The organism is Acetobacter sp. JWB, from assembly GCF_003323795.1.
Taxonomy (GTDB): Bacteria; Pseudomonadota; Alphaproteobacteria; order Acetobacterales; family Acetobacteraceae; genus Acetobacter; species Acetobacter oryzifermentans.
The window spans coordinates 2,678,654-2,694,675 of the sequence record NZ_CP030871.1 but is presented as its reverse complement, the minus strand read 5'-3'; the positions used below and the strand labels follow the sequence as shown (position 1 = coordinate 2,694,675).

Annotated in this window: 9 protein-coding genes and 1 pseudogene; 9 read left to right on the top strand and 1 reads right to left on the bottom strand. The window is 49.5% G+C overall.

The features are described from left to right. The first annotated feature begins 128 nt into the window (after positions 1–128). The 6 genes and pseudogenes from pal to glmM all read left to right on the top strand — a co-directional run bounded on the left by pal (position 129) and on the right by glmM (position 7,485). Positions 129–611, top strand: a complete 483-nt coding sequence (pal, locus tag DS739_RS12710) for a peptidoglycan-associated lipoprotein Pal (RefSeq protein ID WP_006115640.1) — start codon at positions 129–131, stop codon at positions 609–611. Positions 612–729: 118 nt separating this feature from the next. Further along, positions 730–1,494 (top strand): tol-pal system YbgF family protein, encoded by a 765-nt coding sequence (locus DS739_RS12705; protein ID WP_039891593.1) that lies wholly within the window; start codon positions 730–732, stop codon positions 1,492–1,494. An 8-nt stretch (positions 1,495–1,502) separates the two neighbouring features. Then, the gene (tilS, locus tag DS739_RS12700; RefSeq protein WP_006115638.1) at positions 1,503–2,810 is read left to right on the top strand and encodes a tRNA lysidine(34) synthetase TilS; all 1,308 of its coding nucleotides are present in this window, start codon (positions 1,503–1,505) and stop codon (positions 2,808–2,810) included. Between the two features lie 137 nt (positions 2,811–2,947). Then, positions 2,948–4,885 carry an ATP-dependent zinc metalloprotease FtsH gene (ftsH, locus tag DS739_RS12695; protein WP_006115636.1) on the top strand — a complete coding sequence of 646 codons (1,938 nt, stop codon included), beginning with the start codon at positions 2,948–2,950 and terminating at the stop codon, positions 4,883–4,885. A 74-nt stretch (positions 4,886–4,959) separates the two neighbouring features. Beyond that, positions 4,960–5,994, top strand: a complete 1,035-nt coding sequence (gene folP, locus DS739_RS12690) for a dihydropteroate synthase (protein ID WP_006115635.1) — start codon at positions 4,960–4,962, stop codon at positions 5,992–5,994. A 133-nt stretch (positions 5,995–6,127) separates the two neighbouring features. Further along, positions 6,128–7,485: pseudogene (gene glmM, locus DS739_RS12685) on the top strand (phosphoglucosamine mutase). 169 nt (positions 7,486–7,654) lie between these two features. Here the strand turns inward: glmM and DS739_RS12680 are convergent. Continuing rightward, positions 7,655–8,440 carry a response regulator transcription factor gene (locus DS739_RS12680; RefSeq protein WP_006115633.1) on the bottom strand — a complete coding sequence of 262 codons (786 nt, stop codon included), beginning with the start codon at positions 8,438–8,440 and terminating at the stop codon, positions 7,655–7,657. Positions 8,441–8,812: 372 nt separating this feature from the next. Here DS739_RS12680 and tsaE point away from each other — a divergent pair, with 372 nt between their 5' ends. The 3 genes from tsaE to addA are packed head-to-tail and all read left to right on the top strand — an operon-like array spanning position 8,813 to position 15,938. Beyond that, positions 8,813–9,283, top strand: coding sequence for a tRNA (adenosine(37)-N6)-threonylcarbamoyltransferase complex ATPase subunit type 1 TsaE (gene tsaE, locus DS739_RS12675; RefSeq protein ID WP_006115632.1), 471 nt, complete (start codon positions 8,813–8,815; stop codon positions 9,281–9,283). Next, a complete protein-coding gene (addB, locus tag DS739_RS12670) occupies positions 9,280–12,369 on the top strand; it encodes a double-strand break repair protein AddB (RefSeq protein WP_006115631.1) in 3,090 nt (1,029 codons plus the stop codon). The genes tsaE and addB overlap by 4 nt, the downstream gene beginning before the upstream one ends. Beyond that, positions 12,366–15,938: a double-strand break repair helicase AddA gene (addA, locus tag DS739_RS12665; RefSeq protein WP_006115630.1), complete on the top strand. Its 3,573-nt coding sequence runs from the start codon at positions 12,366–12,368 to the stop codon at positions 15,936–15,938. Before addB ends, addA begins: the two co-directional genes overlap by 4 nt. Positions 15,939–16,022: the final 84 nt, after the last annotated feature.

Sequence of the window (16,022 nt, the reverse complement as noted above, 5' to 3'; positions counted from 1 at the left end):
GTTGGTCTCCAAAATTCGTCGGCTCTTCGAAGGGTTCGGAGAGGAGCAGAAGAAGACGCGGAGATACAAGGTTAAAACTCTTTTCTCCCGAATAGTTCCGCAAGGAACCAATTCTCAGGATCCGACACATGAGACTAAAAGTAGTTGCCGCGCTTGGTATGGTTGCCCTGCTGTCAGCCTGCGCCCACGATAACGCAAACACCGGTGCCTCCAATGGTGCTGCTACCACGCAGCCTACCATCAGCGGCCCCGTTCCCGGCAGTGAAGCTGATCTGGTTGCAAACGTGGGTGACCGCGTTTTCTACGACCTGAACAAAAGCGGCCTGCGCGATGATGCCAAGGACACCCTGCAGAAGCAGGCTGACTGGCTGGCAAAATACCCGCAGGTTAATGTTGAAGTTGCCGGTAACTGCGATGACCGCGGCACCGAAGAATACAACATTGCTCTGGGCCAGCGCCGCGCCAATGCAGCGCGTGATTACCTGGTTGCCAAGGGCGTAGCTTCTTCCCGTATTTCCACCATTTCCTACGGTAAAGATCGTCCGACCGCTCTGGGTGATGATGAAGATGCATGGGCTCAGAACCGTAACGCCATTACCTCTGTTAAATAAGATTTCAGAATTTTCTGAAAGCTGACAGAGCAGAAACAGGCCGGGTGTTAAAGCCCGGCCTGTTTTGTATTGTAAGCACTTGTCTTGCAGAACAAAGTGGTATGATGTTTCTGCCTATATGTTGTGGAAGGGTAAGAACCTGATGAAAATCTGCTTCAAAGCATCGCGGCATGTCCGCACAGGGCTTGTGGCGTTGGCAATGGCAACCGCAATAAGCAGTGTGTGCGTGCCAGTTGCATGGGCGCGGGATACTGCAAACGCAGGCACGAATGATCTGATTGCCCAGTTGCTGGACCGGGTGAGCACGTTAGAGCAGCAGCAGCGCGATATGCGTGGTGAAATTGACCAGCTGACCAATGAACTGCAACAGAAAACAGCGGCCCTTTCCAAGCAGATAGCAGATAATCAGTTTGCAGCTCAGGCAAGTGCTGGCGGCGCAGGTGCTTCTACGGCTGCTGCAGCCTCAACAGATGCAACAGCCAAGGAAACTGCAAAGCCCACCACGCCAGATGGATTGCTTGCCAGCGGGAAGGCCGCTTTGCAGAAAAAAGATTATGCAGAAGCGCAGTCTGATGCTGAATCAGCGCTTAAGAATGCCAAAGGTGCTTTTAAGGTAGATGCACAATTTCTGCTGGCGCAGTCCTTGGCTGGCCAAAAGCAGTATCGTCAGTCTGCCGTGGCGTATTATGATGCTTACCGGCAGGCCCCCAAAAGTGGGCGTGCCCCAGATGCGTTGTTAGGCGTTTCGGCTTCCCTTCTGGCATTGGGGGATAAAAAGGCATCGTGTGAAGCGCTTTCCAAGCTGAAAACAGAATTCCCCACACCTTCCACACGTGTTGCACACGCAGCAGAAGTCTATGCCAAACGAGGCGGCTGCGAATAACGGTTAGCGTGGTATCGGGAAAAATGTCTGCTCCTGTATTTTTTGGGCGTGATGTTTTTTCCGATCAACCCGTTTCTCCGGTTTGTTTTGCGCAATGTATGGCCCAGTTAGGGCCGTTTTTTCCTGATCAATCCGATTGTCCTCCTGTTGCTATGGCTGTTTCTGGCGGCGGCGATAGCTTATGTCTTGCGTGGTTGGCCTCTTTTTGGCGGAAAAACCTGCTGGCTTTGGTTGTGGATCACGGTTTGCGGCCTGAATCTGGGTTGGAAGCGCATCAGACTCTTGCCCGGCTACAGGCAATGAATATTCCAGCGCAGTTGTTAGTGCTTACAGATCTCAAAAAGGGCTCGGCCATGGCGCACAGAGCCAGAGAGGCCCGTTATGCGCGCCTGATAGCTGCTTGCCAGGAACATGGATGCACAGATCTTTTGCTGGGACATCAGGCGGATGATCTGGCTGAAACAGTCTGGATGCGTCAAAACTCCAGCAGTGGGCCAGAAGGACTGGCCGGTATGGGTTGGATAACTGTGCGGCCGGATATTCGTCTTATTCGTCCCATGCTTGGGTTTTCTCGGCAGGCACTGCGGAATACTTTACGGCAAGCGCATGTTGAATGGGTGGATGATCCCTCCAATCAAGATCAGCGCGCTGAGCGTGTGCGTTTGCGCTACTTGCTGCAAAAAAACGATCAACGTGCGCATTTTTGGCAACTCGGCATGCAATCCGGCCAATTTCGGATGTGCAGGGAACGTGAACGTGCCGCGCAGCTTGCGCAGCATATTGTGATGCGACCGGAAGGATGGGCCATTCTGGGGTCGGAGTTGCCAGATGTTGATGTGCTTGCGGCTCTTATCCGCAGTATTGGTGGGGCTGAATATCCGCCCTCTCAATCTGCTGTGGCGCGCTTGAAAGATATGGCAGCAGAAGCCACGTTAGCTGGAACGCGGCTGTTCCGGCATGAACAGCAATGGGCTCTGATGCGCGAAGAAGCTGCAATGGCTTCTGCCATGCAGGCAGAAAATGGCACAGTATGGGACAACCGGTTTGTGTTGCGCCTTCCTACATCAGTTCAGAAAGAAGGGCTGATGGTTGCAGCGGCAGGGTATGGGCTGGCGCGCAAAATGCGTAATGGGCAGCAAGCAAGGTTTTGTGCTGTTCTTCCTGCATTGTGGCGTGCAGGCAAACGCGTTGCTGTACCGCATTTGGGCTGGGTAGGGGAAGATGAGCCCGATTTGCATGGGGCAGAGTTCATTTTTCGCCCTATGGTTTCGGTTACCAGCAGCAGCGTGTATGGTGCAGTTGCACAAGATTCTTAAAATATGTGCGGCTCGCAGACTAGGAATACGCAGGTGGCCTCCCATTTAATAAAGGGAGAGGTTGCTTTTTTCTGCGGCAGCCGGTCAGATAAAGACTCTTCCGGCATTCTCGCACTAGGTATGGATATACGGGCAAGATGAACAATTTAGGCCGCAATCTGGCGCTGTGGGTCAGCATTATCCTGCTGCTGCTGTTGCTTGTGAACATGTTCCAGCCGGGGAGCACGCAGCACGCTGCACAGCAACTGGCGTATTCGGACTTCATTGCTGATGTGGATACAGGGCATGTTCGGTCTGTTGTGATGCAAAATCACAATATTTCCGGCACGCTGACTGATGGCACGGCTTTTGAAACCTATGCGCCGCTTGATCCTTCCCTTGTCACCCGCATGGTGGGCAAAGGGGTGGAAGTTGTGGCCAAGCCGCTGGAGCAGGAAGGTAGCCCGCTGCTGCGTTACTTCCTGAATTCCTTGCCCATTATTCTGCTGGTGGCTGCATGGCTGTTTATGATGCGGCAGATGCAGGGCGCTGGTGGCCGGGCTATGGGCTTTGGTAAATCCCGCGCCAAAATGCTGACAGAAAAGCATGGTCGCGTCACGTTTGATGATGTAGCCGGGATTGATGAAGCTAAAGGGGAACTTCAGGAAATCGTGGATTTTCTGAAAGACCCACAGAAGTTTACGCGCTTGGGCGGTAAAATTCCCAAAGGCGTGCTGCTTGTGGGGCCGCCGGGCACTGGTAAAACCCTGTTGGCCCGCGCCATTGCAGGTGAAGCCAATGTACCGTTCTTTACCATCTCTGGTTCCGACTTTGTGGAAATGTTCGTAGGTGTTGGTGCATCCCGTGTGCGTGACATGTTCGAACAGGGTAAAAAATCAGCTCCTTGCATTATCTTCATTGATGAAATTGATGCCGTTGGTCGCCATCGTGGTGCAGGTATGGGTGGCGGCAATGATGAGCGCGAGCAGACACTGAACCAGATGCTGGTTGAGATGGATGGTTTTGAAAGCAATGAAGGCGTGATCCTGATTGCCGCCACCAACCGTCCAGATGTGCTTGACCCGGCATTGCTGCGCCCCGGTCGTTTCGACCGTCAGGTTGTAGTGCCAAATCCTGACGTGTCTGGCCGTGAGAAAATTCTGCGTGTGCATATGCGCAAAGTGCCACTGGCATCCGATGTGGACCCACGCATTATTGCACGTGGTACCCCTGGTTTCTCCGGTGCTGATCTTGCCAATCTGGTAAACGAAGCCGCGCTATCTGCTGCACGTCTGGGGCGTCGCACTGTTTCCATGCGTGAGTTTGAAGATGCCAAAGACAAGGTGCTGATGGGTGTTGAACGTCGCTCCCTTGTTATGAGCGATGATGAAAAGCGGCGCACAGCTTACCATGAGGCAGGGCATGCTATTACGGCTGTTCTGGTTCCGGAAAGTGAGCCCATTCATAAGGCAACCATTATCCCGCGTGGTCGTGCACTGGGTATGGTGATGCGTCTGCCAGAAGATGATCGCCTGTCCATGAGCAAGAAAAACGCATTTGCGCATCTTGTAGTGGCTATGGGTGGCCGTGTTGCGGAGGAAGTTATCTACGGTAAGGATAACGTCTGCAACGGCGCAATGGGTGACATTAAAATGGCAACCCGCGTGGCCCGCAGCATGGTGACCGAATGGGGTATGAGTGACAAGCTGGGCATGATTGCCTACGCAGATGATGATCAGAATGGTGGTTTCTTTGCTGGGGCCTCTCGCAACTTCTCGGAAGAAACAGCCCGTGAGATTGATGAGGAAGTTCGCCGGCTTGTAGATGAAGCCTATGTGCAGGCTCGGAACTATCTGCATGATCATATTGATGAACTGCGCCGTCTGGCAGAAGCCCTGCTGGAATATGAAACCCTCAGCGGTGAAGAAATCCGTCAGATCATGCGGGGGCAGCCTATCGAACGTAAGGAAGAGGAAGAAAGCGGGCCAGTTAACAGGCGTTCTTCTGTGCCTCAGGTTGGTGGGTCAGATGCGCAGGGTTCGGATAAACCGCAAAATGAAAACGGGGGCCCAGCTCCTGTGCCTCAGCCAAGCTAACTTTCTAATAAAGATGTAGAGTGGAAAGAGGCGGCAGAAATGCCGCCTCTTTTTGTTTGGGATAGGCAGATAAGATGACGTATGTACGGCTGGTTGAACCTTTGGGGCTTGTCTATGGCAACATAGCGCAAGCAGCTATCAAGCAGGGTGATGCTTTACCTTTATGCGGTGGCCCGGTGGCATTTACGTATGTGCGTTTGATAGAGGGATACCAGACAATCGGCTTGATGCCTGTTCAGAAAGTACCGCAGGAATGGGCGCTGGAACTTGAGCGGATAACACGTTCTGTACCATCAGTTGGATTACCAGCAGGTCTCCAGATTATGGGTATCCTGAATATCACGCCAGATAGCTTTAGCGATGGCGGTAAACTGGCAAGCGCTGATGAGGCAATTTTAAAAGCGCATGAAATGGTGCGCGCTGGCGCAACCGTGCTGGACATAGGGGGAGAAAGTACACGGCCCGGTTCAGCTACAGTTACACCAGTAGAAGAATGGAAGCGTATTGGCCCGGTTCTTGTGGCTTTAAAGGCAGAATTGCCAAGCGTGGCTGTTTCTGTAGATACGCGGAATAGTTATGTCATGCAGCAAGCTTTGGCGGCTGGGGCGCATATTATCAATGATGTGACAGCTCTTGTGCATGATGCGGCAGCTTTGCCGCTTCTGGCTGTACAAGATTGTGGTGTTGTGCTGATGCATATGCGCGGCACACCTCAAACCATGGCAGAACATGCTGTGTACGAAGATGTGAGTATAGACGTGGTGCGTGAACTCGCACAACGGATTGAGGTTGCCGTGAAAGGAGGCATTGCACGACATCGGATTATGGTAGATCCGGGGTTTGGTTTTGCAAAAAACTTTGAACAGAATAAGCAATTATTGCGGCATATTCTGCTTCTGACCAATTTGGGCTGCCGGGTTGTATTTGGTGTGTCCCGCAAGCGGATGATTGGAAACCTTACGGGAGAAACTACGCCACATTTGCGTGATGCCGGAACGCAGGCAGCATCTTTTCCTGCTATGGCTTTGGGTAGCACGGTTTTGCGCGTGCATGATGTTAAAGGCATGATGCAGGCTGTAAACGTATGGCGAGAAATATATCAGAGCTAAAAAAGTAAGTTTCCGGGCTGAACAAGGTTTCTTCCAGCCTGAAACCGTTTTAGGAAATAAAAGAAAACCGCAAGAAGGCAGTTCCGTTCTTTATGCAGGATGGGCTTTTTCTGTCTGAGGCGGACAGAATGGAATGAGCAGAATGAAGCGTTTTTTCGGAACAGACGGTATTCGTGGCACTGCTAACGTTGCACCGATGACGGTGGAAATTGCCCAAAAGCTGGGGCAAGCTGCGGGGTTGCATTTTAAGCGGGGGATCACCGGCATAGCGTTCTGTTGGGGAAGGATACGCGGCTTTCTGGATATATGATCGAAAGCGCCATGGTTTCGGGCTTTTTGTCTGCCGGCATGGATGTCACGCTGGTTGGTCCGCTCCCAACACCTGCGATTGCCATGCTCACGCGCTCTCTTAGAGCAGATCTGGGTGTTATGATTTCTGCCTCTCATAATCCTTTTGGGGATAACGGCATCAAACTATTTGGCCCAGATGGCTTTAAGCTTTCTGATCAGGATGAAAGCGAAATTGAAGCCCTGATGGAAAAAGACCTTACCGCATATCTGGCAACGCCAGAACATATTGGCCGAGCTTCTCGGCTGAATGATGCTGCTGGTCGGTATATAGAAAGTGCCAAAGCATCCTTCCCGCGTAAATTGCGGCTGGATGGCATGAAGATTGTTATTGATTGTGCCAATGGCTCTGCCTATCGGGTTGCGCCAACCGCATTGTGGGAGCTGGGCGCAGAAGTTATCCGGATAGGTTGTGAACCTAACGGCGTAAACATTAATGAAAAATGTGGTTCAACACATCCTGAAGCCCTATGCGCCGCAGTTGTAAAACATAAGGCGGATTTGGGTATTGCCCTGGATGGAGATGCAGACCGTGTGCTGATTGCAGATGAAACTGGCCGCCTGATTGATGGTGACCAGATTCTCGCTCTGATTGCCCAGTCTTGGGCGCGTGAAGGGCGCTTGGTAGGCAAGGCTGTTGTGGCAACCGTTATGTCCAATATGGGGCTGGAACGGTTTCTTGAAAATCTGGGCTTAAATCTGGAACGTACGGCAGTGGGGGATCGCTACGTTGTAGAACGTATGTTGGAACGGCAAGCGAATATAGGCGGTGAACAGTCTGGCCATATGGTGCTGACAGATTTTGCAACAACAGGAGATGGGCTGATTGCCGCTTTGCAGATTCTGGCGGTGCTTGTGCAGGATGGTCGCCCAGCTAGTGAAGTTTGCCGGTTGTTTCAACCGTTTCCCCAAAAGCTAAAAAACGTTCGATACAAAGGTGTCTGCCCGCTTGATGTGGATGAAGTAAAAAGTCGTCAGGCTGATGTAGAGCGCAAATTAGCTGGCCGAGGGCGTTTGGTGCTGCGTAAAAGCGGTACAGAACCTTTGGTACGAGTGATGGCAGAAGCAGAAGACGCAAATCTGGTTGATGAGGTTGTTGATCAGATGTGCGATGTGCTTGAGCAGGTGCGTGTTCCTGCGTAAAATACACTATAGGGAAAGGAGTTTTTGAAAATTCTTTTCCCTAGAATGTGCATGTCAAAATTTGGAGCATGTTTGAACAACCATGCTTCATTTTGCACAGCAACAATCGAGTGTATTTTATTCTTATAAATTACCAAAATACATTATAATTCAAATATATTTTGGTAATTTAGGCACTATTCTCCGCAACATGCTGAGGGTGGGAAGCATGCCGGGAAGATACTGATTGAGATTGTTCCATGGGTTTGCTGAGTGTAGGCATAGATACACACGCTTTAGGTGCTTGTGGGTCATTCAGAATATAACCTTTGCCCCATACCGTAGAAATAAGATTTCCTACACCTGCAGTCTGAAGTTTTTTGCGAAGTTTGCAGATAAAAACATCTATAATTTTTATATCCGGTTCATCCCGTCCTCCATAAAGATGATTGAGGAAGGTTTCCTTGGTTTGAGCAATGCCTTTGCGCAATACAAGGAGTTCAAGAATGGCAAATTCTTTTCCGGTAAGGTGAACAGGCTGGTTGTTGACCGTTACGGCATGACTGTTGAAGTTAACTGTAAGGTTGCCAATGTGGACAATGGGGTGAGCATAGCCGTGAACCCGCCGTAAAATGGCTTGAATGCGCGCTGTAAGTTCAGTTGAATCAAAAGGATCTGTTAGATAATCGTCAGCGCCCACGGTAAAAGCTTTGGTTTTCACCTCAGGATTATTAACTGGTGAGATAACGATAACAGGTGTTGTGAGTTTTAAAGATCGTAACGTGCTGAGAATGTCATACCCATGAATATCAGGATGTTGCAGGTGAAGAATGGCAAGGCCATAATCATAGTTTCTGAGTAATTCTATAACTTCCTGATCACACTGAACCATATCCACCGAAAAAGAGGCTTTTGTTAATGCCGAAAATATGGCCCGGCTGGAGGTGCAATTATTTTCTAAAAGCAAAATACGCATGGTGGAACCTCATTATGGTTCAGAGAATCAAAATGCACTCTATGGTTGCATTTTGATTCTCTGAACCTATACGTGTTTCAAAAAGAAACAAACAATATTTCGTTCAGAGCTTCTCTTAAGCGCGTATCAATCATGCATTTTATGCATGTCGAAAGGAACATAATAATGAGTAAAGATTAAGAAAATGATAAAAAATGTTAGATTTTATTCGTAAAATTTCAAGAAAGTTATTTATAAACAATGGAATGTAGAAAATATTTGTTTGCTTAGCTTAAGCTACACTTCTTTGTGATATCGAAACTGACGTAACAAAAAACCTCTCATTGTTGTGATTTACAGCAAATGGCTGGGCAATGAACGGAGAAGAGTAAGATGGCCAGAGAAATGATTCTGCAAGATGAAGATGCAACAATAAAACTGGCCACAAAGCTGGCAGAATATGCGCAAGCAGGGGATGCTATTTTACTTTCTGGGCCGCTAGGGGCTGGGAAAAGCCTTTTCGCACGTGCTTTTTTGCGGGCATTTTGCCAAGAGCCCAACCTAGAGGTGCCAAGCCCGACCTATACTTTAGTGCAATCTTACGAATCTCCTTTATGCATTGTGTCTCATTTTGACCTCTGGAGATTGGGTGGCCCAGATGAGCTTGAGGAGCTCGGATGGGATGAGGCACGAGAAGGTGTGGTGCTGGTTGAATGGCCCCAAAAACTGGAAGACTTGTTGCCTGAAGATGCCTTGAATCTTGAAATACATGTTCTGGCTGATGGGCAGCGCCAAGCCAGATTATCAGGATGGGAAGAAAGATTGAAAAAGAGAGATATGGCTGGCTATGGGATTGGCGCATGAAACTTGCAACAATTCCCGCACACCTTCCTTTCCTTGATCAACTCGCCATACGTTGGATCGAATCTGCAAATCATGATGTAGAAGCTATAGGTGAAGGCATTATTGTATTGCCCGGCAGACGTGCTGCACGTGCATTAACAGAAGCTTTTTTGCGCCATATGGATGGGCAGAGTGTATTGCTGCCACGCATTGTGCCTATCGGTGCGCTGGATGAAGCTGAACTGGGATTGTCCGCTGGCATAGGCGGTGAACTGGCATTGGACTTGCCCCCGGCTGTTGCCAGTATGACAAGGTTAGCTGTATTGGCGCGGCTGGTTTTGCAGGCAGATAAAGCATTTGGCACACGGCCAACACTGGATCAGGCATGGCCTTTGGCAAAAGCTCTGGCAGATTTAATGGATGAAGCCGAGTGGTCTGGCGTTAATCTGGCAGAACGTTTGCCAGAAGCTGTGCAAGAAAACTTTGCAGAACATTGGCAAATTATTTTAAGATTTCTAGAAATTGTAACACAGGCATGGCCAGAGTGGCTAAGGGAAAACGGGGTTATGAACCCTGTGGCCAGACAGGTTGCGTTGCTTGAAGCACAGGCGGATTTATGGCGTAAACTCGCGCAACAGGGTGATAGTACACCTATATGGGCGGCCGGGTTTACACATGTTATGCAGCCTACAGTAAAGGTGTTGCAAGCCGTTCTGGAATGTCCTGCAGGTAAGGTTGTATTGCCAGGATTGGATATGATGATGGCAGAGGAAACCTTTCTTTCTTTGCCAGATAGTCACCCCCAAGCTGGGTTAAGTGCTTTACTAAAAAATTTAGAAATCACACGAAATAAAGTTCAAATTTGGGAAGGCACAGGAAAAGGAGCAGGACGAGCTGCCATTCTTGCGCGCGTTCTTCTTCCGGCTGAAGCTTTGGATGATTGGTCTCATCCGGGTGGTGCTGAGTTAGAAAATGTTTACAGGCTAGATGCAGCGGATCAGCAGGAAGAAGCTGTTGCAATCAGCATGATCATGCGTGAGGCGATCGAAAAACCAATGCATCGCGTCGCCCTTGTAACGCCAGATAGAGTATTGGCTGCACGTGTGGCAACGGAACTGGCACGCTGGGGTGTGCTGGCGGATGACAGTGCAGGCTCATCCTTGGTGGATACACCTGCGGCTGTTTTATTACGTCTTGTTGCTCAAATGGTGGATAGCAGATTTTCGCCAGTTTCTCTTTTGAGTGTTTTAAAACATCCTTTGGTTGCATGTGGTTTTTCATCAGGTGTCTGCCGTGCAACAGCACGCCTTTTGGAACGTGCTATTTTGCGTGGTCCAGCACCTCCTCCTGGGTTTGCAGCTTTATGTCGGGTTGTGAATAATGCTTTAGAAAACCTTAATGAAAGAGCAAAAGCTAAGCTGGAAGGCGGTATTACGGCGGATAGGCCTTTTGGTCCGGTAGCATTGTCTGTTTTCATGCAGCGTTTAGCTTTTTGTCTGGAACCGGTTCTTGGATGGGAGCTGGATGCGGTAGAAGCAAGCGTGCAGACAGCGCAAGATTTAGAGCAGCATTGCGCGCCTGTGCCAGACTTACTTGCTGCATTAATTGCAACAGTAGAGCGTTTGGTTGCAACTGATGAAGAAAGCGCATCAGAGCGTTTATGGCGTGGTGAAGAAGGCAATATGCTTGCCAGCCAGTTAACAGAGTTGATGTTAGCATCAGAGGTTTTACCGCCTCAACCGCCTGTTGTTTTGGATGGCTTGTTAACAGCAGTTCTTGCTCCTGAACGCGTTGCCATGCGCCGAGGTGGAGACCCCAAATCTTTACATCCACGTGTTTTAATCTGGGGTTTGTTTGAATCACGCTTGCAAACAGCAGAAACAGTTATTCTGGGCGGGCTTTCTGAAGGTGTGTGGCCGCCCGTAGTAGATGCTGGCCCATGGATGAGCCGGCCTATGCGGCAAAGAATGGGGCTTCCATCTCCAGAGCAGGCAGTAGGGCAGGCCGCGCACGATTTTTTTGCAAGCGCAGCCGCCGCAGATACAGTTATTCTTTCCAGCGCACGGCGGAGAGAAGGTGCACCTGTTGTTCCGGCCAGATGGCTTACGCGGCTTGATGCTTTTTTGGCTGGCCGTAATGGGTATATTCCTAATCACCCTGCTTTAGTTTGGTTGAATAAGTTGGATCAGCCATTAGGGCCAGCAACACCTGTTGCACCACCGCAACCCATGCCCCCTGTTGCATTGCGGCCACGTCGTTTGAGTGTGACAGAAATAGAAACTTGGATAAGAGATCCTTACGCTATTTACGCAAAACACATTTTGCGCCTTGAAGTCTTGCCAGAGTTGGAAGAAGCAGCCGATGCATCTGACTATGGTATGATTGTGCATAAGGCGTTGGAGCGCTGGGTAAAAGCTTATGCTGTGGCATGGCCAGAGAATGCAGAAAAGAAATTATGCGATTTATTTTCTGCAAGTTTACAGGAACATGTTTTGCGCCCAGCATTGCGTGCATGGTGGGCGCCCAGATTAACACGTATTGCCCGATGGGTGGTGCAGGCTGAAGAAAAACGACGTAGTGAACACGGTGTGCCGCGCGCTATTCTGACAGAAATTCGTGGGCGTGTGAGCATTATGGATGCTCCAGGTGGTAAGTTTGACATTGTTGGTCGGGCAGACCGTATAGAATTGAATGCTGATGGGCATGTGATTGTGCAGGATTATAAAACGGGCACATTACCCTCTGCCAAAGATGTTTGGGCCGGTTGGAGCCCGCAGCTTCCGCTTGAGGCTGCTATGATTATTCGGGGTGGTTTTAAAGAGGTTCCCGAACATTCAAGAGAAATATCAGATCTTATTTATTGGCGCCTAACGGGTGGTGCTGATCCGGGAGAGGAGGTGGTTGTGAAGACCCGTGAAGCACTCAGCCTTACCGATCTGGCCGAACAAACTTGGGAAAATTTGCTATTGCGGGTGGCAGCATACGATCAACCAGATCAACCTTATCTTTCTCATCCCCATCCGGGCAGAGAGCCGCGCTTTGCCGATTATGCACGTCTGGCGCGTGTGCCTGAGTGGAATTCAGCCCGTAAGGAGGATGAGGAATGAGCATATCTGCACAGAAAGCTTTACAAAAAGCTATTTCTCAGGCGAACGCGCAGCAAGCTCTGGCCTCGGATCCTTCGGCTTCGGTTTTTGTTTCAGCTTCTGCGGGAAGTGGTAAAACAAAACTGCTGATTGACCGCCTTTTGCGCTTGATGCTGCCGCGTTTGGCAGAAGATGGTTCTATCCAGCCCGGAAGTTCACCTGCCCGTATTTTATGCTTAACCTTTACTAAGGCAGCCGCAGCGGAAATGTCCATTCGTTTGCAAAAGCGTCTTGGCCGTTGGGTAACATTGTTGGATGAGGAATTAGATAAAGAGTTGGCAGGGTTGTACGTTCCCTGCACAGATGAAACACGCAGGCGTGCGCGTGCATTATTTGCAGAGGTGCTTGATCTTCCTGGGGGTATGCGCATTGGAACAATCCATGCGTTTTGCCAATCTCTGTTGCGGCGCTTCCCTCTGGAAGCTTCCATGAATCCGCATTTTACAGTTATGGAAGAAACAGATGCATCCCTGGCTTTGCAATCGTGCGTAGAAGCCATTTTAGGGCAGCAAAAAGAAGGTGTTATTTCTCCACTGGCAGGTCAGATCTCTCTTGGAGATTTTATTTTTATTGCCGGGGTTTTAAGAAAAGATGAGAGATCAGCGTCTTTGCTAAAACTCATTGTAGAAGCCCCTCATAAGGCTGAGGCTATATTATGCCAGATTCTAGGATTATCACCTGATATATTACATGGGAGCACCTCTGAATTTCTTGAAAAATTATGCTCTGATTTTCCAGAAGAACAGAATTTAAGAGAGGGGTTTCAGATTCTTTCTAAGGAGGGGTCGGAAGCAATTAAAAGAAATGCTTTTTCTCTTTTAGATTGGCTTGCCTTGCCTGCCTCTGAGCGGGCAAGGCAATGGTCTGTGTGGCAAAGCGGTTTTCTTACAAAAGATGGAAAGCTGCGCTCTGCTGGTTTAATTTCTAAAAAACTTTCTGAAAAATATTCTGATATTGCGCTCTATATTCAAAAAGAGGGTGAGCGTATATCCAGAGTGGAAGAGCAACTGCGTGCACGAAAATTGGCAGAAATGGGAAGCGCATTGCTTAAAATGGCAGCAGATGTTTCTAGCCTTTATACAACGCAAAAAGCACGACATGGTCAAATTGAGTATGATGATCTTATTCAACGTGCATTGGGACTTTTGCGAGAGCCTGGCGCCGCTTGGGTCATGTATAAGTTGGATGGAGGTATAGACCATTTGTTGCTGGATGAGGTGCAGGATACCTCTCCTGAACAATGGCGTATAGCGGGCGATCTTACAGAAGAATTTTTTGCTGGCCTTGGTGGACGAAGTGAAGAGGAACCGCCGCGGACTATTTTTGCTGTAGGGGATTATAAGCAGTCCATTTACGGGTTTCAGGGTGCAGATCCAGATTCTTTTCGAGAATGGCGTCAGAAGTTCAAAAAGCGTGTTCAGGATGCGCATTTATTGTGGCGTGAACCAGACCTCACGGTTTCCTTTAGATCAACTGCGCCCGTTCTTAAACTGGTTGATGAAGTTTTTGCAGAATCTGATGCAGCCAAGGGGGTTGTTGAAGAACCTGGGCAAATTATGGAGCATATTACGGCACGCCCTGGCGAAGGGGGGCGTGTAGAGTTATGGCCATTGGTTGAGACTGAAGATGAAGAAGATAGTATTAGCCCGTGGGAACCAGCACAAGGAAATGCCACACGGCAGAGCTCACGCCAAAAATTGGCAGATGCTGTGGCAGGGTATATCTTCCGGCAGTTAAATAAAAAATCTTTATCTGGGAAAAATCCTTTAACAGCAGGAGATGTTCTGGTTCTTGTGCCGCGTCGCTCTCCCTTTGTGGGGATGTTGGTGCGTGCGTTGAAAGGCCATAATATTCCAGTGGTTACGCTTGTGCGTACGGGATTAGCCGAGCATCTTGCTGTACAGGATATGCTTTCATTATGTGCAGCACTTTTGTTGCCGCAAGATGATTTAACATTAGCGTGTGTGCTCACATCTCCGCTCGGTGGTGTATCGGATGATAGTTTGATGGCTTTGGCTACGGTGCGTGAAAAAGGAGAACCGTTATGGTCAGCACTTCGAGAGCGCCACACAGAACAATCAGATTGGAAACAAGCGTGGAATTTTCTGAATGGTTTGTTCAGGCAGGTAGATTATCTTACGCCTTATGAGCTTCTTTCTGCTGCACTGGGGCCGGGTGGAGCACGTGCACGGTTTCTTGCACGATTGGGTCCGGAAGCAGCAGAACCAATTGATGAATTACTTTCTGCAGCAATAAGATATCAGGATCAGCATCCGCCTTCTTTACAAGGTTTTCTGCATTGGATGCGTCATTCAGAAGAAACTGTGAAGCGGGAAGCTGAAGCGGGGGGAGATTCTGTAAGAATCATGACAGCTCATGGTTCTAAGGGGTTGCAGGCTCGTTTGGTGATTTTGCCGGATACAGTTGGCCTTCCGCGTTTTGAGGACAGATTGTTTTGGGCGCATGATAAAACGCAAAATGTAGATGTGCCTTTGTATGTGCCGCGTAATGCTTTGTCTGTCGGTTTAACGAGAAGCCTTAAGGACGTTATGCGGGGCCGTGTGGTGGAGGAATATAATCGACTGCTTTACGTGGCACTTACCCGTGCAGCAGATCGGTTGGTTGTGTGTGGATGGAAGCCAGGGCGCAATGTGCCCGCAGAAAGTTGGTACGAAAGATGCCGGGTTGGTTTTGAAAAAGCAGGTGCAACAGAAGTAGATTTTCAGGAAGGAGGATGGTCTGGCCCTATGCTGCTTCTAGAAGAAACGCAGCAGGAACAGCCTCATCCCCAAAAGTCCCGCCCGAGTTCTGTTGACAACCGTATGAACGTAACTTCGTTGCCATTGTGGATGGGAACTGCTCCGTTATGGAAACCTATTTTGCCAGAAGCTGAAAGCCCACTAGCGCGGCCATTGGCGCCAAGTAAACCAGATGATACCATGCTTGGGCCGTTACCACCTGTGCGTTCGCCACTGGATATTGCTGCTGTTACACCCGCCAAGGCGCGTGAGGCAGCTTTTCGGCGTGGTAATCTGGTACATTCTTTGTTGCAGTTTTTGCCAAATTGCCCGGTAGAACAGCAACCCGCTATGGCGCATCAGTGGTTGGCACGGCCAGCAAGTGGTTTGTCATCGCATGAAGCCACTGTGCTTGCACAACAGGTTATTGCGGTTTTGAGGCTGCCGGAACTGGTTGATTTGTTTGATCCTACTGCACGGGCGGAGCAGCGCTTGGCCGGTGTGGCTAACGGGCAGGTTATTGTGGGGCAGGTGGATCGTTTGCGTGTGCTGCCAAACAAAGTGTTGGTGTGTGATTTTAAAACTGGCCGCCATGCTCCCCGTAGGGTGCAGGATACACCTGTTCTATATCTCCGACAGATGGCGGCTTATCGTGCCCTTCTGCAGGGCATATGGCCAGATCGGCCAGTGGTTTGCGTTTTGGTTTGGACAGAAATGCCACGTGCAGATGTTCTGCCAGATGCGGTGTTGGATAAACACGCCCCCGGCATTTTGCCTACGGCTGTATCTTGACCACAGCAAGCGCAACCTTAAGTGTTAGGAAGAGTTGGGTAGGAAGCCGTTTCAACTTGTTACCCTGTATTGGTAAAGGCAGTT